A 25,131-nucleotide genomic window follows, 5' to 3' on the forward strand; every position below is an offset into this window, starting at 1 on the left:
TCAGAAATACTAAATTTCTTCCGGGTAGTTTATAGGTTCCGGCCGATTTACTTTTCCGAAGAGACGTTCCTTCCAGTTGGTCCAGCGATATGTCCGCGCCATTAAAAACAGGAAAATTGGATACACAATAAGGATTGGCAGAAGAATATCAAGCCCTGCCTCAGGATTGGAAACATCCTTTAAAACCGAATTGGTTTCAAATGCCGTCCAATCGGCTGTTACCAGCAATGCACCTACCAGGTTGTTCCCGGCATGAAAGCCCAGAGCCAGCTCCATCCCTTCATCCATAAGGGTCATAATACCGAGTAGAAATCCGGTGCCAATGTAGTACACCATAATAATATAACCCAGCTTCTCCACTTCGGGGTTGAACAGGTGAAGGCTTCCGAAGATCACAGAAGTTATGACCAGAGGCACCCATCTGTTTCCCGCGAGCACCCCAATTCCCTGCATAAGATATCCCCTAAAGAGGTATTCTTCAAAGCTGGTTTGCAGGGGCACCATGATAAGGGCAATGGCTGCGAGTATGAGGAAAGGCACCGTTTTAAAATTCCAGAGATAGTCTTCGGGCTGCATGTTATAATCGATAAGCGTGGTAACAACTGTGAAAACAGCCACAATGCTAAATCCGAAGAAAAACCTGCCCCAGTCCACTTTTTTACGAGAAGTAGTAGCGTGTTTAATACTTTGGCCATGCAGGTATTTCACCACAAAAAGCAGGGCAGCGAGGCCCACAGCAAAAGAAAGAAGCAACAAAAAGAAATTGAGATTTGAATCGAGCACCCTCATCCACTCTTCCTGCGAAAGCGTAAGCACATCCGGGCCTGCCTCCAAAATCACGGCACCAAACCAGGGTAGAGCCCCAAAGAGCTGCCAGCCCAAAAAGATGATCACTAACCCTATTACATAGCGCCACCATTCAGTTTTGCCTTTATATGCCTGTTGTATAAACATTTTTTCTTTTATAGATTAAAATTCCAGCTTTTGTTGGGGCGATACCATAATTTTCCGTTCTCAACTTCGAGAGGAGCTTCAAAATTATTGGTGTACAAACCTCCTGTGCCAAGCCCCTGCGGCATAAGATTGTTAAGATTGTAAGTGTATTGTGCAATAGCATTAAGCCCTACATTACTTTCAAGAGCACTGGTAACCCACCAGCCAATACCGAGTTCACGGCTAAGCTCAATCCACTCATCTGTTCCCCGAAACCCGCCAATGAGACTGGGCTTAAAAATGACATATTGAGACCGGGTTTTTTCCAGCAGCTCCCTCTTTTGCGAAAGACCGGTTACCCCAATTAATTCTTCATCAAGGGCAACAGGCAAAGGTGTTTGCTCACAAAGCGCAGCCATTTCTTCGGGCTGACCTTGTTTTATGGGCTGTTCTATACTGTGAAGTTCCAGATCGCTGAGACGCTTCAGTTTTTCTAATGCTTCGGAAGGTTTAAAAGCTCCATTCGCATCTACTCTTACTTCCATTTCTTCTGAAGTAAATTCACGCCTGATGAAGCTGAGCAATTTCATTTCAGTTTCAAAATCTATAGCACCTATCTTCAGCTTAATGCATTTGAAGCCGCCCCTGATCTTTTCAACTATTTGCTCTTTCATATACTGCTCCTCCCCCATCCAAACGAGCCCGTTGATAGAAATGGGCGCCTTTCCGGAAGTAAATTCCGAAGGAAATAATAGAAAAGGTTCTTGCGCCGCTAACGATCTAAAGGCCATTTCTACCCCAAACTGTATGCTTGGAAATTCCCGAAGTTCTTCCCATAGCCTGTTTTCACCGAGCTGGATGTTTTCGCACACCCACTTCAGTTTTTCTTCATAACCCGGCCGATCGTCGTAACTAAGGCTTCTTAAAATACCGCACTCTCCAATTCCGGTCTTTCCGTTTTGCTTCAGAATAATAAACCAAGTTTCCTTTTGCGTAAGAACGCCCCGCGAAGTACCGCTGGGGCGTTTAAAATTAAGGATATACTTATAATAATTTGCCTGCACTTATATTGTTTAAAGTTCTATACTTTCCCCTGTCTCAAGCAACATAAGGTCTTTCCCTTTTTCATAGAATTTCCTCTTTGCCTCTTCATGATCAATTTCAATATATCCAAAAGTGTCATAGTGACAACCCAGCACTTTATCACACTGCACAAAATCACTAGCTATAATGGCATCATCTACACCCATGGTGAAATTATCGCCAATAGGCAGTATGGCCAGGTCTAGCTTGGTGTGCATGGGGATAAGTTTCATATCCATAGTTAGCGCGGTGTCGCCTGCAATGTAAATATTCTTGTGTTCCCCTTCAATGACAAATCCGCCGGACTGGCCGCCGTAACTACCATCGGGAAAGGAGCTGGTATGAATGGCGTTGACGTATTTCACTGTTCCAAATTCAAAGTTCCATTTACCACCGTGGTTAAGCGGGTGTACTTCCAGGCCTTTATTTTCGTAATGAGTGGCTATTTCAAAATTACTGATGATCACCGCGCCGGTTCGTTTGGCAATGGCTTCAGCATCTAGCGTATGATCCTGATGGGCATGGGTTAACAGGATATAATCTGCCTTTAGATCATCAATATTCACCTTTCCCTTCACCTTCTCATTACCCGAGATAAAAGGATCTATTAAAAGGTGAACACCCTTAACTTCTATTGCAAATGTGCTGTGTGCGTAGTGAGTAATTTTCATAATATTATATTTTCAAAACAAAATACAAAATCCTGCCTTAAAGGCCTTCCAAAAATGCCATTTTTGACACCTATAATATTTGTCCCAGCCCAAAAAGAACAGCCAGTAAGAAAGTGCCTAAGGCTAGTTTCTTAAGTTCGGGATCGAGGAGAACGGGATTCTTGTTCTCCATGATCCTCTTTAAGTGGAACAAAAGTGGCACAAAAGCAAAGAGGTACAGGAGATCATCTATTCCTGTAAACGAGAAAGCCGAATAGAGGATCATAGAGGAAAATGCCGCCAGCAAGAGAAAATAATGGTATTGTTTTGCCTGGGCCTCTCCCAGTTTAACTACTAAAGTGTTCTTTCCTGCTTTAGCATCGGCAGCGCGATCGCGCATATTGTTAAGGTTGAGCACCCCGGCACTTAAGAATCCAATAGTGGCAGCCGGTAAAAATACCCGCCAGTCCCATTCCATAGTATAAAGAAAATAGCTGCCATAAACCGCAACAAGTCCGAAGAACACGAACACAAACACGTCTCCCAGGCCCCTGTAACCATAAGCCGAATCTCCCACGGTATACTTCACTGCTGCAGCTATAGCGCCTATTCCCAGTACCAAAAACACCAGTCCGTAGAACAGGCTACGGGTACCAAAAGCAAGATAAATAAGCGTAACGGCAAAAAAGAAAGTGATGATGCCGGTAACTATCATTCCCCAGAACATTTCATCCCGGGTTATCATTCCGCTTTGAAGTGCACGTTGCGGGCCTACCCTGTCTTCATTGTCTGTTCCTTTCACAAAATCTCCATAATCATTGGCAAAGTTGGAGAGAACCTGGAGGCCCAGCGTGGTGGCCAAAGCCAGTGCAAAGATCACGCTATTGAACTCATTTTGCGCTACAGCTATAGAACTTCCCACCAAAATTCCTGAAATTGATAGCGGCAGTGTTCTGAGCCTCGCTGCACTTACCCAGGTATCTAAATTCGCCATATTAATTGATAATTTTGAAAAGTAATTCTTTTAAAAGATCGCCCTGTGGCACATTGGCAGCTTCTACTCCCTTGCTTTTCACATCGGCATCACGCAAGTAGGAAATAATACTGCTTACCTTCTTCATGTTGTAATTACGGGCAGCGGTAACATAGTCTCTCACAAAAAACCGATTGATCTTTAACGCCCTGGCCACATTGTTCTCAGACTGGTCTTTAAGCGCATGGTACTGCTGCAGCTGCACAAAGAAGCTGAACAACATTCCCACCGTCATCACCATAGGATGGTCTTTCTCATTCTGTGAAAAGTAATTGATAATGCGGTGCGCCTTCAGGTTGTCTTTACTGCCAATAGCCTTTCGCAGCTCAAAAATATTGAAGTCTTTACTTATCCCTATATTCTCCTCTATAACTTCAGGAGTTATAGTGCTTCCTTTTGGAGTAATAAGCTGAAGTTTCTTTAGCTCATTGTCAATCTTATCTAACTGGTTACCTAAAAACTCGAGGAGCATTTGCGCTGCCTTTGGCGCCATTTGGTAACCGCGGCTATGCATTTCTGCCTGTATCCAGTCTACAACCTGGTTCTCATACAACCTCTTGTTTTCATAGATCACGCCGGTTTTTGCTATTGCCTTGTGCAGCTTTTTGCGCTTATCAAGCTTTTTATACTTGTAGTTGAAAACCAAAACGGTGGTGGGTTGCGGGTTTTCGGCATAAGGCAGGAGTTGCTCTATGGTGCGCGAAAGATCCTGGGCTTCTTTTACGATAATTACCTGCCGCTCGGCCATCATGGGATAACGTTTGGCGTTGCCAATAATGTCATCTACAGTCACATCGCGCCCGTAAAGCACCATCTGGTTAAAGCCCTTTTCTTCTTCGGGCAAAACATGGTCTTCAATGTAATCTGAAATCTTATCAATAAAATACGGCTCTTCTCCCGTTAAAAAATAGATAGGTTTAATATCCCCTTTTTTAATGGCAGTCACTATATTTTTTACGTCATCCATAAAGCTGGTTTTGGGGAGGGACTAAAAGAAGTTTCTTCTGAAAAAATCCTACTTTTGAGCATGCATACACTTAACTTCCCCCGGTACTCATTTCGGCTCAAAAATAGCGAAAATAAAATAGCTGTTTTTGATGAGCTTCGGAAAAAATTTGTTTTGCTTACGCCCGAAGAATGGGTGCGCCAACACGTGGTGCAATTTCTTCTTCAGGAAAAGAAATTTCCAAAGAGCCTGCTCAATGTAGAAAAGCAAGTGAAGCTCCACGATCTTATAAAAAGGTATGATGTACTGGCCTATAAACCCAATGGTGATATTCACCTGGTGGTAGAATGCAAGGCAGCTTCTGTTCCTATTACACAAGACACTTTTGACCAGATTGCACGTTACAACCTGGCCCTGCAGGCAGATTACCTGATGGTGACCAACGGGCTTCAGCATTATTTTTGTCAGCTTGATTATGTAGCCGAGCAATACCACTTTCTCCCAGACCTCCCGGAATGGGGCTAGAAAATGCCATTTTTGACACCCTATAATGCATCAACCTTATAATTTACTTTAATTTGCACCTGTGAAAGTAGCAGTGGTCATTCTTAACTGGAACGGAAAAGCTTTATTGCAGCAGTTCTTACCTTCGGTGGTACAAAATTCTCCTAAAGCTATTATTTATATAGCCGATAATGCCTCTACCGATGATTCGGTACCATTTCTTCGGAAGAATTTTCCGCTGGTAAAGATCATTCAGAATAAAATAAACGGCGGATTTGCTAAAGGCTATAACGACGCCCTTCAAGACCTGCAGGAAGACATTTTTGTGCTTTTGAACAGCGATGTAGAGGTGACTGAAGGATGGTTACAGCCATTAATACAAGAAATGGAGCAGGATAAGAAGGTTGCAGCACTCCAGCCGAAGATCCTCAATTACCGGAAAAAGACCCATTTTGAATATGCCGGGGCTGCAGGCGGCTATATTGATGTCATGGGTTATCCCTACTGCCGGGGCCGCATTTTTGAAACCCTTGAAGAAGATCATGGGCAGTACGATGATACCAAAGAGATCTTTTGGGCTACAGGGGCCTGTATGATGATACGCAAAAATGCCTTTTTTGAGGCGGGAGGTTTTGACGAAGATTTCTTTGCGCACCAGGAAGAAATAGATCTTTGCTGGCGCCTTTACAACAGCGGGCTAAAGGTAAAAGCAGTGGGAGCGTCAACGGTTTACCATCTTGGAGGAGGCACTTTAAATGCCATGCACCCGCGCAAGACTTTTTTAAATTTTAGGAACAGCCTCTACACAGTGCTAAAAAATGCACCAAAAGACAAGGTATTTATCATCATTTTTCTCCGGTTACTTTTGGATGGGCTGGCAGGTGTAAAATTCTTAATTGAGCTAAAACCCTCACATTCAGCAGCCATTATAAGAGCCCATTTTCAGTTTTACCAGCATGCAGGAAAAATGTGGAAAAAAAGAAAACCTTCTCCAAAAAAGACAAAATATTATAACAATATCTCCGTTGTATTCGCATATTACCTACAGGGAAGGAAGGAATTTAAGAGAGTTTAAATTATTTTAATTATGTTCTGTTTAAATTTCGGAATGACCTTAGATTTTGTATTTTTGAAACGTTAACATTTAATCACACAATTAAGAATTATGAAAAAATTCATGCTTTTATCGGCAACTGCTGCGCTCCTTTTTTCTTCATGCGTTTCACAGAAGAAATATGCCGAGCTTGAAGCTCAACAAAAGGAGACTCAGGACAAGTTGAACACAGCCACGGTTAAACTTAACTCCTGTTTGGATGAAAAAGATCGATTGAACCAACAAATTAGTCAGTTGAGCAACCAAAATACTGCTTTATTGAACAACGTTGGAGATCTTGCCACCTTATCAAAGAAAGAAGCCGAAAATCTTGAACGCTCTTTAGAAAGTATCAAAGAAAAAGATATGAAGATTCAGCGTATGCAGGATGCGATCACTAAAAAAGATTCTGTAACACTTGCTTTGGTTACCAGCCTTAAAGGTGTTCTTGGAAACATGAGTGATGACGATATCCAGATCAATGTTGAAAAAGGAGTAGTTTATGTTTCTATTTCTGACAAACTTCTTTTCGAAAGCGGAAAATACAATGTATCTGACCGTGCTAAAGAAGTACTTGGAAAAGTAGCCACTGTTGTGAAAAACCGTCCAGAAATTGAATTTATGGTTGAAGGTCACACAGATGACAAGTCAATTAGAAATGCAGTTCTTCAGGACAACTGGGATCTTTCTGTAAAAAGAGCTACTTCTGTAGTACGTGTACTTCAGGAAGAGTTTGGTGTTCAGCCACAAAGAATGACCGCTGCGGGTAGAAGTTACTACGTTCCTGTAGCTTCAAACGAAACTGCTGAAGGTAGAGCCAAGAACAGAAGAACCCGTATCGTGATTCTTCCAAAACTTGATCAATTCTACAACCTTATTGAAGAAGGAATGCAGACTGCTAAATAAATAAGCTCAAATATTCTTTAAAAACCCGGCTATAGGCCGGGTTTTTTATTTTTAACAAATTAATCTCCAGTAAATTACACTTATAATAATATTTTTTTATTAGCTTCAGCACCTAATAAAAATCAAACTAAACTAAAATTATGCTGAAAAATTTCAACAAGATTGCCATGGTTACCCTGTGCGCCGGGCTTATTAGTATTTCGTGTGAAAAAGAAAACGAAGTAGAAGAAATTATGAATGTAGATGCTGCAGGCGTGAACGCAGTACAGTCGGCACGAACGCTAAGTGCAAACGCTACACTCAATCCAGAATTCAATGTAGACCCTGTTACTTATGCAGGTCACAATTTAAGGAATGAGGTATTTAAAATGGATGCTGTAGCGCCATCTGAATGTGCACCCACAGCTTTTAATCAGGAAATTAATAAGGTGATCCAGCCCTTCTATTCAGATCCGCTGGCGTTGACCTACTACTCCCTCTACCTTGACCTGAGCTTCTACATGGCGTACCTTGATACTTCTGAACAGTACTATGGAGATGAAGGTCAATACACCAATTTTGTAAAGAAGAGAATTCGTGACCTGGAGAAGTTTTGGGGAATGCAAGGCGAGATTAGAGTAAACGGGCAACATACTGCCAGTTTGAACGATCGTGAAAAACTGGCCGATCTATACATGATTGTTGGCGCTAACGTTGAAACCAGAGAAGATGCATACGCAATTGCTGATCAACTCCTGGCTATTAATGAAGCATCACCTGTTCTTCCTGAAAGTCCATATTTTGCCATGGACGGATTCGCTACAACAGGAGATCTTATTGTGATTGGAGATGGAATAACGTCAGTTCTTGCCAATACCGGGATTGATGAAGGTATTGTATGGACCGGGATTTTAGCTCATGAGTGGGCGCACGAGATTCAGTTTGACAATTATACTGAATGGTATCCTAACGGTGCAGATGAAGACCCGGCAGCAGCCACCCGTCTCACAGAACTCGAAGCCGACTTTTTAGCTGCTTACTACATGACGCATAAAAGAGGTGCTACTTACAACTGGAAGAGAGTGGAGCAATTCTTTGAGCTATTTTTCAATATTGGAGACTGCAGCTTTGCCAGCAGCGGCCACCACGGTACGCCACTTCAAAGAATGGAAGCAGCCCGCCTGGGGTATGAACTGGCAACCAGCGCACAAAAGAAAGGGCATATCCTTTCTCAACAAGAGGCGCACGAAGCTTTCATCGCCGTGTTTGGAGATATTTTTGAATAAGAAGAAAAACCTTTTGACCTAATTCAAAAGAGGCTGTCTTTGTAAGACAGCCTCTTTTTTGTTTTATTATACTCCATAGAAATATTATTGAGAAATGGGGTTCCTTCTATAAGATTTCGAGGCTTCCCTTGCCTTCCCTAATCACTTCCGGTTCGGGGGTAGTGAGATCAATTACTGTAGAGGGTACATTATCACCGTATCCGCCATCTACCACTATTTCTACATGCTTATCCCATTTTTCAAGGATGAGTTCAGGATCTGTGGTGTACTCCAGCACCTCATCATCGTCACGAATGGAAGTAGACACTATCGGGTTACCAAGACCTCCTACAAGCGCTCTGCAAATATTATTATCGGGTATACGAATACCTACAGTCTTCTTCTTTCTAAAGACCGAGGGTAAATTATTGTTCCCCGGCAGAATAAAAGTATAAGGCCCGGGCAGGTTTCTCTTGAGTATTTTAAAGGTTTGGTTATCTATTTGCCTCACATAATCAGAAAGGTTGCTCAAATTTTCACAGATAAAAGAAAAATTGGCCTTTTCAAGTTTTACACCCCTAAGCTGGGCTATGCGTTCAAGGGCTGCATTATTGGTGATATCGCATCCCAAACCGTATACCGTATCTGTAGGATAAATGATTAAAGCACCGTCTCTTAAAGCTTCTACTACTCTCTTTACTTCTTTTGGATTGGGGTTCTCTTCGTAGATCCTGATTAATTCTGCCATAGTTCTTCTGATTTAAATGCTTCAAAAATTACAAAAAATCAGCGCCTTTTAATAAGAGTTTTAGAGAAATTTAGTCATTTCTTTCTACCTCACTTTCAAGTTTGAGAACTTCATTCCCATTTTCCTGCTGAATATACAAGGCTTTATTTTCGGGGCTTCCTTTGCGGGTTACCTTTGTTCCTTTAATAGTGTGTGTAACTTCATGATCAAAAGTATTTTTCACTTTTCCCTGGGCGGTTCCTTTACCCCACTTCCACTTTACTGCTGTACCTTCTCTTATCATTTTTTATTTAAAAATAAGAACAAGAATACATCTAAACTAAAGAATAACAATTACTTAACCTTGATTGAGTAATTTAAGCTTGGCAAACTTTAGGAGTAGTTTTTTTATCCCCCCTGTTTCAAAGTCGATTTCTGCTTTTTTATCCTGCCCTGCCCCTTCAATGCTCAACACTTTTCCTTTACCAAAACGCATATGCTCTACTTGGTCACCTGCCATAAGTTTGATCACTTCTCCTGCAGAAGCCGTATTGCCGGGAGAAGTTGCAGGTCGCAGCTTCCTCAGTTTTTGAAGTTGTTCTTCTGTAGGTTTATGTGATGGTGGCGGAGTGCCGCTTGAAGGTTTGGTTTGACGGAATTTACTTTTATCTACCTCCCCAAAAATGTCGGTATCAATAAGAGGCTTGTATTTATAATCGTCCTGCGGAATCATAAAATCCAGGTACTTATCATCTATTTCTTCAATGAACCTGCTGGGCTCGGCATCTACGAGTTTTCCCCAGCGGTACCTCGATTGGGTGTAAGTAAGAAAAGCTTTTTTCTCGGCCCTGGTAAGAGCCACATAGAAAAGCCGGCGTTCTTCTTCCAGTTCGCTACGGGTACTCATACTCATAGCCGAAGGGAATAAGTCTTCTTCCATCCCCACAATGTACACAAACGGGAATTCCAGGCCTTTAGCCAAATGTATGGTCATTAGGGCAACACGATCATCATCGCCCGAGTCTTTATCCATATCGGTAGCCAGTGCAACATCTTCAAGAAATTCGGTAAGGGAACCGGTAACATCGGCCAGTTCTTTTTGCTCTTCAACAAAATCCCTTATCCCGTTAAGTAATTCCTCGATGTTCTCAATTTTTGCAATACCTTCGGGCGTACCATCTTTCTTCAACTCCTGTAAAAGCCCGGTTTTTTTCGCAACAGTTTCAGCAATGGTGAAAGCATCGGCAGTTTCATTCATGATCTGGAAGCTTTTGACCATGTTGATGAAATTCTCCAGCTTATTTTTGGTACCTCTGTTGATCTTCAGGTCAATCCTGTCCAGGTTTTCAATGATCTCATAGATCGATCTTTTGTAGTGATTGGCAGCAATGGTAAGCCTGTCTATAGTTGTTTGCCCAATTCCCCTTGCCGGGTAATTGATCACCCGTTTTAGCGCTTCCTCATCTTTAGGGTTGATCACCAGCCTGAGATAGGACAGCACATCTTTAATTTCTTTACGCTGGTAAAAAGAGAGTCCGCCATAAATACGGTAAGGGATATCTTTTTTCCGAAGGGCATCTTCCATGGCCCGGCTCTGTGCATTTGTGCGGTAAAGAATAGCGAAATCACCATTTTTCATTTGGTGCTCCATCCGGTTCTCAAAAATAGATCCTGCTACAAACCTTCCTTCTTCCCCATCGGTGAGCAGGCGGTTTACAACGATCCTTGGCCCGTCTTCATTAGCCGTCCACACCACTTTTTCCAGTCGGGTCTTGTTTTTTTCAATGATGGAGTTGGCCGCTTCAACTATGTTCTTGGAAGAACGGTAATTCTGTTCCAGACGGTACATTTGTACGTTGTCATAATCCTTCTGAAAGTTGAGAATATTGTTGATGTTAGCGCCACGGAAGGCATAGATACTTTGCGCATCATCACCTACCACGCATATATTCTGAAATTTATCTGAAAGCGCTTTAACAATAAGGTACTGGGAGTGGTTGGTATCCTGGTACTCGTCTACCAGAATATACCTGAAGCGATTCTGGTACTTCTGAAGCACCTCGGGGAAACGATTGAGCAGCTCATTTGTTTTAAGCAACAAGTCATCAAAGTCCATCGCTCCTGCCTTAAAGCAGCGGTCTACATATTCCCTGTAAATTTCACCCAGCCTTGGTTTTTTTGACATGGCATCGGCTTCCATCAATTCAGGATTCTGAAAATATGCCTTTACGGTAATGAGACTGTTCTTATAAGACGAGATACGGGAATAGACCTGCTTGTACTTGTACACATCCTTATCGAGCCCCATCTCCTTAATAATAGCCGATATAAGACGTTGGGAATCCTGGGTGTCATAAATAGTAAAATTGGAAGGGTATCCCAGTTTATCGGCCTCAAACCTAAGCATCTTGGCAAAGATGGAGTGAAAAGTACCCATCCACAGATTTTTGGCCTCGCTGTTCCCAACAATTTTTGCAATTCGGGTTTTCATTTCCCGCGCTGCCTTATTGGTAAAAGTTAATGAAAGGATATTGAAGGCATCAACTCCTTTACTCATAAGATAAGCAATCCGATAGGTAAGTACCCGCGTCTTCCCAGATCCCGCACCTGCAATAACAATCATAGCTCCATCCTTCTGTAATACTGGAGCTCGCTGGGCATCATTTAATTCGGCTAAATAAGATTCCAATAGTAACTTCTTTTAAGGGGTGAAAATAGCTAAAATGAGGCGAAATAAGAACCCTCCTACTATATCTTTTTGGCTTTAACTGAAAGCTCCAAAAAACTATTTTACGAATATTTTAAAACAATATATTTTGGAGGAGCAGCTATATAAGCTAACTTTTGATTTTTTAGGAATTAAAGCGGTTTGTATGGATAATATTTTCGATTTACTGGGAAATATCTCCTGGTGGATGTGGCTCCTCATTTTTGTTGTGCTGGTAGTAATTTATGACGTTTTCATAAATAAAAAACACATCATTCTCCATAATTTTCCATTGGTAGGACATTTCAGGTACATGCTCGAAAGTATTGGCCCCGAATTGCGGCAGTACATTGTGGCAGGAAACAGGGAAGAACTCCCGTTCAATCGAATTGAGCGCGGCTGGGTATATGCATCTTCCAAAAATGTCAATAATTACGAAGGTTTTGGAACAGATCAGGACATCAATGAAGTGAATTACATCTTTATCAACAATGCCGTAATTCCTTACTACATGCCCCATAAGCACGTTAACCGGGAAGATCCTTATTTTGTGGCTTGTGCAAAAGTAATAGGTGAATTTCACAAACGACGTCGACCATTTCGGCCTGCATCGGTAATTAACGTCTCGGCAATGAGCTTTGGCTCCCTTTCTGCCAAAGCAATAGAATCTTTGAATCTTGGGTGCAAAAAAGCCTACGCTTATCACAACACCGGCGAAGGAGGTTTGTCTCCTTACCACAAAAAAGGGGCAGATATCGTTTTCCAGGTAGGAACAGGATATTTTGGAATTCGAAATGAAGACGGCGGTTTTTCGATGGAAAAACTGGTAAAGCTTGTTAAAGAATATCCCAGTATAAGAGCTATAGAAATCAAACTCTCCCAGGGTGCCAAACCCGGGAAAGGAGGAGTGCTGCCCGCATCCAAAATAACGAAGGAGATATCCGAAATTAGACACGTGCCCATGGGAAAAGACGTGCTGTCTCCACCTGCGCACAGCACTTTTAGCAACATGCAGGAGCTGGTAGACTGGATAGAAGAAATTGCGGAAGAAACAGGCCTGCCGGTGGGAATAAAAGCCGCTATTGGGAAACTCGATGAATGGCGGGAGCTGGCGAGTATCATGGCCGAAACCAACCGCGGACCGGACTTTATTTCTATAGATGGCGGCGAGGGTGGTACCGGGGCGGCCCCTCCAAGTTTTGCCGATCATGTGGCTCTGCCCTGGATCTACGGCTTCACCGATGTTTATAAGATCTTCCAGGCAAGAGATCTCGCCAATCACATTGTATTTATTGGCAGTGGTAAACTCGGTTTTCCTGCTAAAGCGGCCATGGCTTTTGCAATGGGCGTAGATTGTATTAATGTTGCCCGCGAAGCCATGCTAAGCGTGGGCTGTATACAGGCACAATCCTGCCATACCAACACCTGCCCTACGGGCGTGGCAACGCAAAACCGCTGGCTACAAGCCGGTATTAACGTGAAAGATAAATCGGAAAGGGTGAATTATTATTTCAACAATTTCAGGAAGGAACTTCTGGAGATCACCCATGCCTGCGGATACGAACACCCCTGCCAGTTTACGATGGATGATGTGGAAATTAACCTTGGCGACCGGTTCATTGCCAAGACTCTGGCGGAAACTTTCATGTACAACAAGACAAAAGTTCCATTTGATTCTGTTGCTACTTTGGCAGGATGTCCTAACTTAGGGGGCTCGTACAGAAAAGGTAAAGAAACCGATGTGAAAGAGGTAGAAACTGAAGACACCTCGGTAGCCGATCAATAGTTGACCAATGACAGAAGATTCCATTTTAGAGCTGCTGTTCTACATTTTGCCGGCAGTGGTTGTGGGCGTGATTGCCTTCTATTTTTTTAACCTGCACACCCGCAATGAAGAGCGGCGGCGGCGGTATTTACTTCACAAAGAAGCACAAAAACAGGCGCTGCCTTTACGGCTACAGGCCTATGAAAGAATGGCCCTTTTCCTGGAACGCATTGCCCCGGGAAATCTTCTTGTAAGGATCAAACCTGCAGGAAATGACAAAGAAGCTTATTTAACGCTTCTCATAAAGGCTATTGAACAGGAATTTGAGCACAATCTGGCGCAACAAATTTATATTTCTGACGAATGCTGGAACGTTATCAAAGCGTCTAAAAATGCCACGATAAACAACCTCCGAAAAGTTGCAGGCCGTGAAGAGGTCACCACCGCAAATGAACTGCGGCAGCAAGTTGTAAATTCACTTATCGATCAACAGCCCCCTAGCGAAACCGGCCTGGCTTACATCAAAAATGAAGTAAAGAACCTGTGGTAATCACCTGCAGATTTTCATTTCAAAATAAAAGCCTAACATTGCCGTTCAAAACCCAAGCGCCCCGACTAAATTTTCTATAAATTCTGAATTCTTTTTTCTTCGGATACAAAAAAATTATGATCAACAAATACTTCTATTCCGCCATTTGCCTGATTACCTTATTGACTTCAGCCTGCAAAAACGAAACTCAGGAATCTGCAGTTGCAGATAATGAGGTTGTAAAAAACAATGCTGAAGAAGCAAAACCTGAAATTCAGCAAGAACCCTGGTCTCAGCAGCAACTTCTGGAACCTTCAGAGCTCGTGCAACTCCTCGAAAATTCTGAAGACAGCCTTGTTATTTTTAGCCTTGGTGCCGGTGGAATAATTCCCGGGTCTAAAGACACAGGACCTTCCGGAGAAAAAGAAAGCCTCAACAACCTGAGGCAGGAACTGGAAAAACTGCCAAAAGACAGCAATATCCTAATCTACTGTGGTTGTTGTCCTTTTAATATTTGCCCTAACGTTCGGCCTGCTTTTGCACTGCTCAACGAAATGGATTTCACCAATCATCAACTGCTCAACCTGCGCGAGAATATAAAAGTAGACTGGATAGACAAAGGTTACCCGGTAGGAAATTAACTATTTAAGCTCGGCCAGCAATTGGTCAAGGTGCAAAGCCCTGGTGTACATTTCAAGAGAGCCGTCTTTTGTGTACGGCCACTGCTCCCTTGGGCGATCGTAATAAAGTTCTACGCCGTTACCATCGGGATCATTGAGGTACAGGGCTTCAGACACGCCGTGATCGGCCGCCCCTGTTAAAGGATATTCGGCATCAAGAAGCCTTTGCAGTACCTGTGCCAGCTCTTTTCTATGCTCATAAACTATAGCGGTGTGGTACAGGCCCACTCCCCTTTTTGAGGTTTCGGGCGCACCTCTACTGTGCCAGGTATTGAGGCCTATATGGTGGTGATAACCGCCAGCCGATAAAAATGCAGCTGCATCGCCCATACGCTGCGTCACTTCAAAACCTAGCAGCCCGTTATAAAATAACAGAGAGCGTTCAAGATCTGAAACCTTGAGATGAACGTGGCCTATCCTTGTTGAAGCGGGTGCCTTATAGTCTTCATTATTTGCCATCATTTTTCATTTTTCTATAGCCGAATAAAATATATTCTATTCTTCGTGCCGCTCCATAATTCAGCTTATAAGCTTGCGTGAATTTTTTCTGAAATCAAGATAAGATACAAAAGTAAGGAATAACGTCTTTCTAAAAGAATCATAAAAACACTTACCTCTCAAAAAAGGCAAAAAAGCGAACCGTTTTTAAAAATCAAACATTTATCTCACCTCCTCTTCCTGTTTTAACTTGAAGAACAGCTGAGATACGGGTATGAACAGGAGTCCGGCAAAGAGGAACAGCAGAAAAGAAATTTTAAGGTTAAAAAGATGGGCAATGTAACCAACCAGTGGCGGGCCTAAGAGCATCCCAACAATTCCATAAGTAGTGATGATAGAAATAGCCATTCCTGCCGAATATTTTTTAGAAGTACCTGCCAGGCTAAAGATCATGGGGATAATAGCCGCAACCCCAATACCTACAAGGCTGAAGCCTACAAGTGCAGGCCAAAAAACCGGCCACAGGACCATTAATAATACTCCCGAAGAAATGAGGGAAGAACTCACCACAAACATTCGGGCCATTCCTAATTTCTCGATAAGCCTGTCAGAAACGAACCTTGAAAGTGCCATAAAGGTCATAAAAATAAGATAGCCTAGTGTGAACACCTCTTCCTTAACCACCTCTCTAAAGTACACGCCGCTCCAGTCAAACATACCACCTTCGCACAGCGATGCAAAAAAGATAAGTAACCCGAGGTAAAGAATGAATTTATCGGGTTTACCAAGCCTTAATTTATTACCACCCGTGGCACGATCTTTCCTCAGTAAAAAGGAGTAAGAACATAACCCGAGTAAGATTCCGAGGCTTGCAACCATCCAAAAATGGATCTGCATAGAGACATTCAGCTTAATTAACAAGGTAGAAAAAAGCACACCTACCAGTCCGCCTGTACTCCAAAGACCATGAAAGGAGCCCAAAATCTTCCGCGGAAATAATTTTTGAAGTGTGAGAGACTGCGTATTCATGGAGATATTGAGTATTCGCATGCTAAAGGCAAAAACACTGATGCCTGCCACCAAAAACACCATGTTTGATGCACTTCCTATAAGCACCAACCCTACAGCAAAAAAGAAATAAGCTGCAATTAAAGGATTGCGACTGTCAAATTTTGACACCAGCCAACCCGAAATGGGCAAACCAATGAGAGAACTTACCGGCATGGCCAGCAGGAGGTTTCCAAGTTGTGCCTCGTTTAGATCAAAATGGGTTTTGATAGTAGGAATGCGGGATGCCCAAGTAGAAAAAGCAAATCCCGACATAAAGAAGAAAGTGCTAAGAGCAATGCGTTGCTTTTTTCGGGATTCCATACCTCTTAAAAAACGCAAAGATGGCAGGAATTTTTGAATGCTGAAAGCCTTGCTCTCTTAGTTTTTCAGAAAAAAATGCTTAACATTCCTTAGACATAGATTAACAAGAGCTTAACTCTACTCCCATTCCATTGTGTTGTCAAAATCCACATTTCTTTGGAAATTGTAGCAAAACTACATTATGATTTCTATACAGGTTGAACATAACGTTATTTACACCGTCGCAGAAGAAAAACTCACCAATGAAGATTATGACAGGCTTATCCCACTGCTACAGGAGAAAGTAAGGAGTTTTGGCACCATAAGATGGTACTTTGAAATGAAAGAATTTGAAGGCTGGAACCTGAGTGCCATGTGGCGGGATCTCAAATTCGACTTCAAAAATTATGAAAACCTGGAGCGAATTGCCATGGTGGGGAATAAGGAGTGGGAGAAAGAACTTACCCAACTTATGAAACCCTTTACCGGAGCCACAATCAAATATTTTGATTTAACCGAAAAAGACGAAGCCAAAAATTGGATCAAGAAGATAGAAATATGAACACCGGCGACTCCTATAATGCATGGGCAGCCTCTTACGACGCTATGGAGAACAGAACCCGTGACCTCGAAGCCCAGGTGCTTAGGGACATCTTTTTGAACCCTCACTACGGAAATATCCTGGAGCTGGGCTGCGGCACAGGGAAAAACACCGAATGGTTCTCGCAAAAAGCCGATTTTGTTACAGCTATTGACATTTCTCCAAAAATGATGGCCAAAGCACAGGAAAAAACACAGGCTGAAAATGTTAGCTTTATTGAAGCAGATATTACTGAAACGTGGCCTGTAAAGCCGGGTTGGGCTAATCTTGTCACCTGTAGCCTCGTGCTAGAACATATCAAGGACCTCAGCTTTATCTTTGCTGAAGGAGCCCACAGCCTGAAGAGAAACGGAAATTTCTATATCTGTGAACTTCATCCGGGAAGACAGTATGCAGGCAGTAGAGCAAAATTTGAAACCGAAAGCGGCTATCAAATGCCCCCTGCCTTTACTCATCATCTCTCAGATTTTCTAGACATGGCCAAAGCGCACAAGTTTAAACTCTTAGACCTCAACGAACATTTTGATAATAATGACAGGTCTAAAGTGCCAAGGTTACTGTCCCTGGTGTTTGAAAGTGGGGTTTAGATCTACATTCAATTCCCTGTCAAAAATACGCTCAAAGAACCGAAAGGTATCTTTAGCCTTTTCAATGGCCATTTTTTCTTCGGAAGGGGTAAAAGGGTAATTTTCGAGCTCTTCCTTAAATGCTTTCCAGTCCTGCATGTTATTTTTATCGCCATTAAAAAAGTAATGCCGCGGAATTTCATCTAAAGCAGCACATTTCTGAAGGTTTTTTGCCAAAACCATCCCACCCAGGGCCGATCCTTCAACCACGTAGGCCGCTCCCAGGGCTTCGGCTTTAGAATGGCATTCAAAAATGCCATTTTTGGAAGGTATTTCTCCTGTAATGCCCAATTGTTGCAAATCCTGTTTTAACTGCTGGTGTTTCTTGCTTTCGTAGTGTGGCAAGAACTTTTGTATTTCGGTTTCAGTTTCGCGATACGCCAGGTAATTTTGCAGTAACAGGAGTTTATAGGTGGTGAGATCAATACTGTGGTCTATAATTTGCCGGGCCAGGTTCTTATCCTCAATTTGTTCGTGCAGTTCGCGGGTTTCCTCCTTAAGCTTCTCTATTATCTTCATCCCTACCGGCTTTAAAATCTTTAATGGCATCTTTGATCTTGCTGATGTTATCCTTCTGCTCCCTGTTGTCAAATTTCAGGTTATCCAGATAATCATTGATCTGGTTTATGGCAATTTTGTTCTGCCTTAGGCGTTCCCTTATTTCCTCTTTTTCACTCATGTGAAAGACCACCTGTTTAAGCAGGGGTTTTAATTTGTCTTCGAGGTTGTTCAAGTGCTTTTTCAGAATAAACCCCGAAGCTCCTGCCAAAATGGTATTGGCAGCCAGTTCTTCGTCGTGAACCGTGCCGGTAAGGAAGATAAATGGAAGTTTGGGATCTTTTTGCTGTACCAGCTGCAGTACCTCCAGGCCTGTACAGGTAGGAAGGTTGTAATCGGAAATCACCACATCGGGAATAAAGTTGATGAGCTTGTTCCTACAGGAAGAAAGGTCTTCAACTACCTCAATATGTGGTTCTTCAACAAGTTTTCTAATAGTGCGCAGGGTAATCAAGACATCAGCTTCATTGTCCTCCACCAGTAATATTCTCAACGGGATCTTAATCATTTGCGTATGCTCCTACTTTTGGGGCTCAAGATAAAAATAAAATACAGAACCTTCTCCGGGTTCACTTTCAACCCAAATTTCTCCTTCATGTTTTTCCACAATCCTCTTTACAATGGCAAGGCCAATGCCGGTGCCTTTAAATTTGCTGCCCACGCCGCGCTGAAAGGTCTCGAATATTTTTTCTCTCAATGCCGGGTCTACCCCTATTCCATTATCTTTCACGTAAAACGTACTGCGGCCATTTATGCGGATTTTACCTACTTCTATAACTGGTGCTTCTTTTTCTGAAGAATATTTTAAAGCATTGTTAAGCAAATTAGACCACAATTGGAACAGCATTCTACGGTTACCCCACATAGGCGGAAGATCTTCCTGAATCTCTATGCGTGCCGAAGGGAAATTTGCCGAAAGATTGAAAAGTCCGAATATTTCTTTGAGCATTGCGGTGGTATCTACCTCATGCTTCTCTACCCTCTCAATATGCCCCAGCCTGGAATACTCCAGGATATCGTCAATAAGATCGTTCATTTTTTGGGTAAGGCCGGCGCTCATTTCCAGGTATTTAAGACCTTCACTCCCAAGGGATTTACTAAAATCTTCCCGAAGAATTTTGAGAAAGCCTTCCATACCTCTTACCGGCGCCCGTAGATCATGTGAAAGACCGTAACTAAATAGTTCCAGCTCCCTGTTGGCTTCTATAAGCTTATCGTTCAAGGCTTCAATTTCCCTGCGCTGGCGGGTGAGCAGCACATGGCTTATATTTTCTCTCAAAGCCCTGGCCGTGTTGCGGTCAAGCTCATGCCATGGTTCCGAAAAGCCGGTGAGTTTCTCACTCCACTTTTCAAAAGATTTACGCGGACTAAGCCTTTGTTCCTTTTCGTTATAGAACACCTTATTCTGCGGATTCCCTCCCCAGGTCACTACCTGCACTACTTCAGGCTTGAACCATAAAATATATTTGTTATCAGAAATTTTTAAGCTGAAAAGCCCCGAGGCTGTTTTCTTGTATTCTTCGGCTTCAGGAAATAGCGCTGAAAGGTTGCGGGTCCAAAAAAGGCTTTTTGACTGCTTTTTTATGAAGTTATTGAGCAGGCTGTCCAGCTGTTCTTTGCCAGGTGTTTGCCCATTTAGTTCCCATTCATTAATGTAAAAAATGGCACCGCCGCTACAATTAAGGAGTTCTAGAAATTGTACGGTATCCCTGCTTAGTGCCTCCACAATATTGTCGTGATATTTCATTTGAGCCACCAACTGCCGCCGGATACTCTCGGTTTGCTCTGAATGACTTAAAAGGCTGCTGGTTTCATGCAGCGTAATTTCGGTTGAGAGCATTTGAGCCAGGAAACGGCAACTCTCCCGTTGGTAAAAATCAAGGTGCTTCTCTGCCTGATGATGGCAGGCAATAAGCCCCCACAATTTTCCCTTTACCACAATAGCTGCCGAAAGGGATGCGCCCACCCCCATGTTTTTCAAATATTCTATGTGAATAGGAGAAACGGCCCTAAGCGAAGATCTTGAAATATCAAGGGGTTTCCCGGTAACCGGTGAAATTTCGGGCTTTAATGGTACCGGCGTATAATGTACATTGGCAATGATCCTTACCCTGTGTTTAAGGAACATTTTTCGGGACTGCTCCGGAATATCGGTAGCCGGATATCGCAGACCCAGCCACGATTCTAAATCGTCATTCTTTGTTTCGGCAACCACTTCACCATTCCACTCCTCATCAAAGCGGTAGATCATCACCCTGTCATAGCCAAACATTTTGCGGGTGAGTTTGGCAGCTTCCGAAGAAAGCTCCTCAAGAGACCGTGCTGCCTGGAACTTGTTGAGGATGCCCGTTAACTGCTTCTGAAAGAAAAATGGATCCTGCACCTGTGCGAGGGGCTCAAAATCGAGCACCAAACTCTCTTCGGAAATATGCGCAAGCACCAGGAATTTCTTTCGGTTTACTTCCACTTCCTGCGGAAGGTTATCTTCATCAAAACCGGGTGCCAAAAATGGCATTTTCAGAATGTAAGACAGCGGTTTCCCCAGCAGCTCATCTACAGGAATTCCGAAGTATTCCGAAGCATTTTCACCGGCCTGGGTGATGTTTAAATTTGTGCGATCACAAACCACCAGCACACCATGCGCCTGAGATTTCCCAATGATGTGAATAGGTTCTTTGGCACAGTTCTCCAAATCAACCTGAACCGGGTATTTTAAGGACGATGCATCCATATAATTAAGCCTGAAGTTTGAAGTAAAAGGTACTTCCCACCCCTTCTTGCGAGTCTACCCAAATGCTACCATTGTGTAAATGAACTATCTTCTCTACGTGTGCCAGCCCCACACCTGTACCATCATTGCTGTCGTGTTTTTTGACGCGGTTGAATATTGTAAAAATTTTATCCTGGTCTTCTTTTGCAATTCCTACCCCGTTATCTACCACCGTAAATGTCCAGAAATCGCCTTCTCTATATGCCGAGATACGCACCTCCGGATTTCGTTCTTTAGGGGTATACTTTATGGCGTTACTAATAAGGTTCTGGAAAAGCAGTCTTAGTTCTACTTCATAACCTTGCAGGCGCGGTAAATCTCCAATATGGATCTTTGCCTTTGTGTCTTTTATTCTTTTGCCTAAATCATATTTTACAACTTCTACCAGCTCGCGGGTGTTTACGAGTTTCTTAACGCCTTCGCGACCTATGCGCGAATGCTCCAGCAAGGCCCTTATTTGTTCTGAAAGCCTGGTTGATGCCTGCTTGATGTAAGAAACGTAATTTTGCCCTTTTTCATCGAGTTTGGAAGCATAGATTTTACCTAAAATATCTATCCCGAACTTGATCGTAGAAAGCGGCTCCTGCAAATCGTGCGAACAAATGGAAACAAATTGCTCCAGGTCGCGGTTAGCCCTTTCAAGATCGGCTTTTTGCTCCCGCAGTTGATCTTCGGCCTTTTTCAAAGCTGCAATCTCTACAAAAGTATAGCGAATAGTTACAACGTTGTCTTCTTCATCCCTTTCGGCAGTGGCATTGAGAATTACGGGCAGGCTCTCTCCGGTCTTGTTGAGGATGTTCTGCTCGAGATTGACAAGCACGCCGTTTTCAGTAAAATATTTATTCGATTTTAAAGCCTCCACCTGGGAATCTTCGTGGTACAGGTCGTAAATAGATTTCCCTATAAGTTCTTCTTTCGACTCATACTTCAGCTGCTTTATGGCCATTTTGTTGCAATGCACAATCTTATAATTTTGCGGGTTAACGCTTATGTGCATTACAGGGTCTTCTTCATAGAAACTCTTAAACCTGCGTTCGCTCGCCTGCAGCTTCTCTTTTGACTTTTGAAGGCTTTCAATTTCAATGAAAGTGATCACTACACCATCAATTTTCTCGTTAGAATCTACGTAGGGTGATATTCTTCGCAGGTAATGCAGCCCGTCTGTAGAAACTACGGCTTTCTCTAAAGTCTTACCGGTTTTAAGCACCCGCTTACAACGCTGGAGCAAATTGCTCCTTCCAATACTCCCCGTAAAATGGCTTATTGGCCGCCCCATATCAGAATTAAGAAAACTAAAATGATCTTTTATGGCCGGGGTGAATTTGCGTATGCACAGGGAGCCATCGAGAAAGATAGTACCAATTTGCGTACTTTCAAGCAGGTTGTTAATATCGGCATTAAGCGCGGCAAGATCATCCATTTTCTGAATGTTCTCGGCATTTACGGTGTTGATCTCCTCGTTTACACTTTGCAGTTCTTCGTTGGTGCTTTGCAGCTCTTCGTTTGAAGCCAAAAGTTCTTCATTGGCCGCCTGCAACTCTTCGTTGCTGGTTTCTATCTCTTCCAGGGAAGTCTGCAATTCTTCTTTGGTTTGCTTTAACTCCTCTTCAAGATTGGAAACATATTCTTTGGTACGGGTGGTAAGGGTAATATTATCTACACTTTCTACCCCTTCAAGGTTGAGCTCCTTCTCAAGAAAGGTGATCATAAAAGTGGTTTCGGAGTCTACATGGTTCCGCAGAAAAGGTTTTACTAAAAGGTCAACAGCTTTTTTCTCCCCCTGGTGTTCAAAAATGGCATCTTTATAATAAACTTTTTGCTGAAGCTTTTCTGCTTTTTTAAGGCTGTTCTGAATCAAATACCTCAAATCTGTGCCCAGCATGTCGAGTAAATTTGTAGAAAAGCCGCTCACAGGAAGGTTGGCGTATTTCCTGAATTCGCCAATGGCCTCAAGTATATCGTAATCTGAATCTACATAAACGCTTGCCGCCTTGAAGTGATCGAGTACGGTCTCATTAAAGTCACTTGTGAGCTTGTTAAAAGTAGTGTTGGCAGGAGCTTTATATGCCATTCCTGTACTTTGGGGCTTGCTGCCAGCTACTCTCCCCGCCGATGTTGGCGTGTGGGAAAGACCGGCTTCGAGCCTGTTATTGGGTTGAATATTCCTGAATATCTTCCATTTGCGATCAATTTCAGAAAAATTCTTTTGCTCTGTATGTACGCTTTCACTGGTTCCCAGTACGAGTACCCCATCCTGTTTAAGGCTGTAATGCAGCACACTCAAGGCCTTGGTTTGTATTGCAGGCTGAAAATATATGAGAAGATTGCGACAGGAAACCAAATCCATATTACTAAACGGCGGATTCTTGATCACGTTGTGGCGTGAGAAGATTACAGCCCGCCTCAACTTATCTACAACCTCATATTTGCCTTGCTTGCTTTTAAAGTATTTAGCAAGAAAATCGGCTGGTACATCGGCCGCTATACTTTCGGGGTATAAGCCTTTGCCGCCTATCTCAAGATGCTTTTCGGCAATGTCGGTAGCAAAGATCTTGAGTTCTATATTCTTCCCCTGGTTCTCAATTTCTTCGATAAAGCACATGGCAAAAGAATAAGCTTCTTCTCCCGTACTACAGGCAACGTCCCAAACCTTTAGAACTTCTCCATCAATTTTTGAACTCACCATTTCGGGGATTACCCGTTGGCGTAAAACGTCCCAGACTTTACTGTCTCTAAAAAATTTGGTAACCCCAATAAGAAATTCCCTGTAAAGTATATCAACTTCTCCTTCGGTATTGGTGAGGTAAGTAAAATATTCGGCCAGAGATCGGCATTTACACACATTCACTCTTCGTGCTACCCTTCGGGCAAGAGTAGACCTTTTGTACTCTCTAAAGTCGAGACCTGTTTTCTCATCGATAAAGTTTAAGATCTTGATAAGCTCTGTCTGGTCGTAAGCTACATCTCCATCTTTAAAATGAAATATAGAAGGTGCGGTAAGATAATTATCGAGCTCATTGCCCATTTCTTTTACTGGCAGTACATAATCTACCAGCCCTGTAGCAATCGCGCTTCTGGGCATTCCGTCAAACTGGGCTTCATCAGGCTCCTGCACCATAATCATCCCATCGCTTTCTTTGATTGCCCGTGCGCCGCGGGTTCCGTCACTGCCGGTACCGCTAAGAATAACTCCTATAGCCTTCTCCCGCTGTTCTCGCGCCAACGACTCAAAGAACATGTCTATAGGCAAGTTGAGAGTAGGGTTTTTGGGCTTCTCCAGAAGCTGTAGCCTGTTGCCTTTAATAACCAGGTTATTGGCCGGTGGAATAAGGTAGATATGCCCAGGCTTGACTTCCATACCCTCTTCTACTTCCACTATAGGCAAGCCCGTACTGCGGGCCAGGAGTTCGCCCATCATGCTTTTATAATCTGAAGACAGGTGCTGAATTATGATGTAAGCGCTTTTGGTAGCTTGAGGAATATGTTCAAAAAAAGATTTAAGAGCTTCAAGGCCACCAGCACTGGCTCCTACGGCCACAATTCGGGTATTGGACGAAGAAGGGGTCGTTTCTGATTGTAAAGTCGGGGAATTCTTGATTTTCTTACTCATAACGAAAAAAGAGCCACCACAGAATCCTTACTATTTAAAACAAATCGCAGGTTACCCACAAATCATCTCAAGCAGGAAATTCAATAGCATGTATTGGAAAAATTATCCGCCGTAAAAATACTTCTATACAATAATTTTTACTGTTAACAATATGTTAAGTAACTCGGTTGTGTAGAATAAAGCTCTTTCGCAGCCAGATATTGAACACTCTAAAAATAGGAGTGTTCACTAATTACTAATTGGAAGAGAGGGCAAAGCATCAGCCTTATTCCCCTTTTAAAACCAATTCTCATACCTGCTCCCTTCCTTTTCTAACAGCTTCAAAAAACAATTTAATCTGTTTATATACAACAAAATAAGAAAAACTCAGGGAACAAA

General features: G+C 42.8%; 23 protein-coding genes. 9 read left to right on the forward strand and 14 right to left on the reverse strand.

What is annotated here, in order from left to right; all coding sequences use genetic code 11:
• Positions 1 to 9: 9 nt before the first annotated feature.
• From V5739_RS01580 to holA, 5 genes are all read right to left on the reverse strand, one after another.
• Positions 10 to 954: a lysostaphin resistance A-like protein gene (locus V5739_RS01580; protein ID WP_423819390.1), complete on the reverse strand. Its 945-nt coding sequence runs from the start codon at positions 952 to 954 to the stop codon at positions 10 to 12.
• An 8-nt stretch (positions 955 to 962) separates the two neighbouring features.
• The gene (locus V5739_RS01585) at positions 963 to 1,997 is read right to left on the reverse strand and encodes an o-succinylbenzoate synthase (RefSeq protein ID WP_423819391.1); all 1,035 of its coding nucleotides are present in this window, start codon (positions 1,995 to 1,997) and stop codon (positions 963 to 965) included.
• A gap of 9 nt (positions 1,998 to 2,006) precedes the next feature.
• Positions 2,007 to 2,687, reverse strand: a complete 681-nt coding sequence (locus tag V5739_RS01590; protein WP_423819392.1) for a metal-dependent hydrolase — start codon at positions 2,685 to 2,687, stop codon at positions 2,007 to 2,009.
• A gap of 70 nt (positions 2,688 to 2,757) precedes the next feature.
• Positions 2,758 to 3,660 (reverse strand): 1,4-dihydroxy-2-naphthoate octaprenyltransferase, encoded by a 903-nt coding sequence (gene menA / locus V5739_RS01595; RefSeq protein WP_423819393.1) that lies wholly within the window; start codon positions 3,658 to 3,660, stop codon positions 2,758 to 2,760.
• Between the two features lies 1 nt (position 3,661).
• Entirely contained in the window at positions 3,662 to 4,666 is a 1,005-nt protein-coding gene (holA, locus tag V5739_RS01600) for a DNA polymerase III subunit delta (RefSeq protein ID WP_423819394.1), read from the reverse strand.
• 60 nt (positions 4,667 to 4,726) lie between these two features.
• Between holA and V5739_RS01605 the strand changes: the two genes are divergently transcribed.
• The 4 genes from V5739_RS01605 (at position 4,727) to V5739_RS01620 (ending at position 8,413) form a co-directional block, all read left to right on the forward strand.
• Positions 4,727 to 5,170 carry a type I restriction enzyme HsdR N-terminal domain-containing protein gene (locus V5739_RS01605; RefSeq protein ID WP_423819395.1) on the forward strand — a complete coding sequence of 148 codons (444 nt, stop codon included), beginning with the start codon at positions 4,727 to 4,729 and terminating at the stop codon, positions 5,168 to 5,170.
• A gap of 61 nt (positions 5,171 to 5,231) precedes the next feature.
• The gene (locus tag V5739_RS01610; RefSeq protein ID WP_423819396.1) at positions 5,232 to 6,224 is read left to right on the forward strand and encodes a glycosyltransferase family 2 protein; all 993 of its coding nucleotides are present in this window, start codon (positions 5,232 to 5,234) and stop codon (positions 6,222 to 6,224) included.
• 90 nt (positions 6,225 to 6,314) lie between these two features.
• Positions 6,315 to 7,148, forward strand: a complete 834-nt coding sequence (locus V5739_RS01615; protein ID WP_266070930.1) for an OmpA family protein — start codon at positions 6,315 to 6,317, stop codon at positions 7,146 to 7,148.
• 140 nt (positions 7,149 to 7,288) lie between these two features.
• Positions 7,289 to 8,413 carry a hypothetical protein gene (locus V5739_RS01620; RefSeq protein WP_423819397.1) on the forward strand — a complete coding sequence of 375 codons (1,125 nt, stop codon included), beginning with the start codon at positions 7,289 to 7,291 and terminating at the stop codon, positions 8,411 to 8,413.
• A 106-nt stretch (positions 8,414 to 8,519) separates the two neighbouring features.
• Here V5739_RS01620 and V5739_RS01625 read toward each other — a convergent pair whose 3' ends face one another.
• The 3 genes from V5739_RS01625 to V5739_RS01635 form a co-directional block, all read right to left on the reverse strand.
• Positions 8,520 to 9,140 carry an L-threonylcarbamoyladenylate synthase gene (locus V5739_RS01625; protein WP_266070928.1) on the reverse strand — a complete coding sequence of 207 codons (621 nt, stop codon included), beginning with the start codon at positions 9,138 to 9,140 and terminating at the stop codon, positions 8,520 to 8,522.
• A gap of 70 nt (positions 9,141 to 9,210) precedes the next feature.
• On the reverse strand, positions 9,211 to 9,423 hold the full coding sequence (locus V5739_RS01630) for a DUF2945 domain-containing protein (RefSeq protein ID WP_266070927.1): 213 nt from the start codon (positions 9,421 to 9,423) through the stop codon (positions 9,211 to 9,213).
• A 54-nt stretch (positions 9,424 to 9,477) separates the two neighbouring features.
• Positions 9,478 to 11,808: an ATP-dependent helicase gene (locus tag V5739_RS01635; protein ID WP_423819398.1), complete on the reverse strand. Its 2,331-nt coding sequence runs from the start codon at positions 11,806 to 11,808 to the stop codon at positions 9,478 to 9,480.
• A 184-nt stretch (positions 11,809 to 11,992) separates the two neighbouring features.
• On the opposite strand from V5739_RS01635, the gene V5739_RS01640 reads away from it, so the two are divergent.
• The 3 genes from V5739_RS01640 to V5739_RS01650 all read left to right on the forward strand — a co-directional run bounded on the left by V5739_RS01640 (position 11,993) and on the right by V5739_RS01650 (position 14,761).
• Positions 11,993 to 13,612, forward strand: coding sequence for an FMN-binding glutamate synthase family protein (locus V5739_RS01640; RefSeq protein ID WP_423819399.1), 1,620 nt, complete (start codon positions 11,993 to 11,995; stop codon positions 13,610 to 13,612).
• 7 nt (positions 13,613 to 13,619) lie between these two features.
• Positions 13,620 to 14,141: a hypothetical protein gene (locus tag V5739_RS01645; protein WP_423819400.1), complete on the forward strand. Its 522-nt coding sequence runs from the start codon at positions 13,620 to 13,622 to the stop codon at positions 14,139 to 14,141.
• Positions 14,142 to 14,257: 116 nt separating this feature from the next.
• On the forward strand, positions 14,258 to 14,761 hold the full coding sequence (locus V5739_RS01650; RefSeq protein ID WP_423819401.1) for a rhodanese-like domain-containing protein: 504 nt from the start codon (positions 14,258 to 14,260) through the stop codon (positions 14,759 to 14,761).
• On the opposite strand, the gene V5739_RS01655 is transcribed toward V5739_RS01650, so the two are convergent.
• On the reverse strand, positions 14,762 to 15,262 hold the full coding sequence (locus tag V5739_RS01655; RefSeq protein WP_423819402.1) for a VOC family protein: 501 nt from the start codon (positions 15,260 to 15,262) through the stop codon (positions 14,762 to 14,764).
• Positions 15,263 to 15,460: 198 nt separating this feature from the next.
• Entirely contained in the window at positions 15,461 to 16,627 is a 1,167-nt protein-coding gene (locus V5739_RS01660; protein ID WP_423819403.1) for an MFS transporter, read from the reverse strand.
• A 163-nt stretch (positions 16,628 to 16,790) separates the two neighbouring features.
• On the opposite strand from V5739_RS01660, the gene V5739_RS01665 reads away from it, so the two are divergent.
• Both V5739_RS01665 and V5739_RS01670 read left to right on the forward strand, forming a co-directional pair.
• A complete protein-coding gene (locus V5739_RS01665) occupies positions 16,791 to 17,150 on the forward strand; it encodes an STAS/SEC14 domain-containing protein (protein WP_423819404.1) in 360 nt (119 codons plus the stop codon).
• Complete coding sequence (locus tag V5739_RS01670) at positions 17,126 to 17,776, forward strand: class I SAM-dependent DNA methyltransferase (RefSeq protein WP_423819405.1); 651 nt, start codon at positions 17,126 to 17,128, stop codon at positions 17,774 to 17,776. The genes V5739_RS01665 and V5739_RS01670 overlap by 25 nt, the downstream gene beginning before the upstream one ends.
• Here V5739_RS01670 and V5739_RS01675 read toward each other — a convergent pair.
• From V5739_RS01675 to V5739_RS01690, 4 genes are read right to left on the reverse strand one after another with little or no spacing between them, the layout of a single operon-like run.
• Complete coding sequence (locus V5739_RS01675; RefSeq protein ID WP_423819406.1) at positions 17,744 to 18,334, reverse strand: biliverdin-producing heme oxygenase; 591 nt, start codon at positions 18,332 to 18,334, stop codon at positions 17,744 to 17,746. The two genes, V5739_RS01670 and V5739_RS01675, sit on opposite strands and share 33 nt — an antisense overlap.
• Positions 18,312 to 18,881, reverse strand: coding sequence for a response regulator (locus V5739_RS01680; RefSeq protein WP_423819407.1), 570 nt, complete (start codon positions 18,879 to 18,881; stop codon positions 18,312 to 18,314). Before V5739_RS01680 ends, V5739_RS01675 begins: the two co-directional genes overlap by 23 nt.
• A 12-nt stretch (positions 18,882 to 18,893) precedes the next feature.
• Positions 18,894 to 21,104 carry an ATP-binding protein gene (locus V5739_RS01685; protein ID WP_423819408.1) on the reverse strand — a complete coding sequence of 737 codons (2,211 nt, stop codon included), beginning with the start codon at positions 21,102 to 21,104 and terminating at the stop codon, positions 18,894 to 18,896.
• Positions 21,105 to 21,108: 4 nt separating this feature from the next.
• The gene (locus tag V5739_RS01690) at positions 21,109 to 24,753 is read right to left on the reverse strand and encodes a chemotaxis protein CheB (protein WP_423819409.1); all 3,645 of its coding nucleotides are present in this window, start codon (positions 24,751 to 24,753) and stop codon (positions 21,109 to 21,111) included.
• Between the last annotated feature and the right edge of the window lie 378 nt (positions 24,754 to 25,131).

Source organism: Salinimicrobium sp. TIG7-5_MAKvit (genome assembly GCF_049569215.1).
Lineage (GTDB): Bacteria > Bacteroidota > Bacteroidia > Flavobacteriales > Flavobacteriaceae > Salinimicrobium > Salinimicrobium profundisediminis.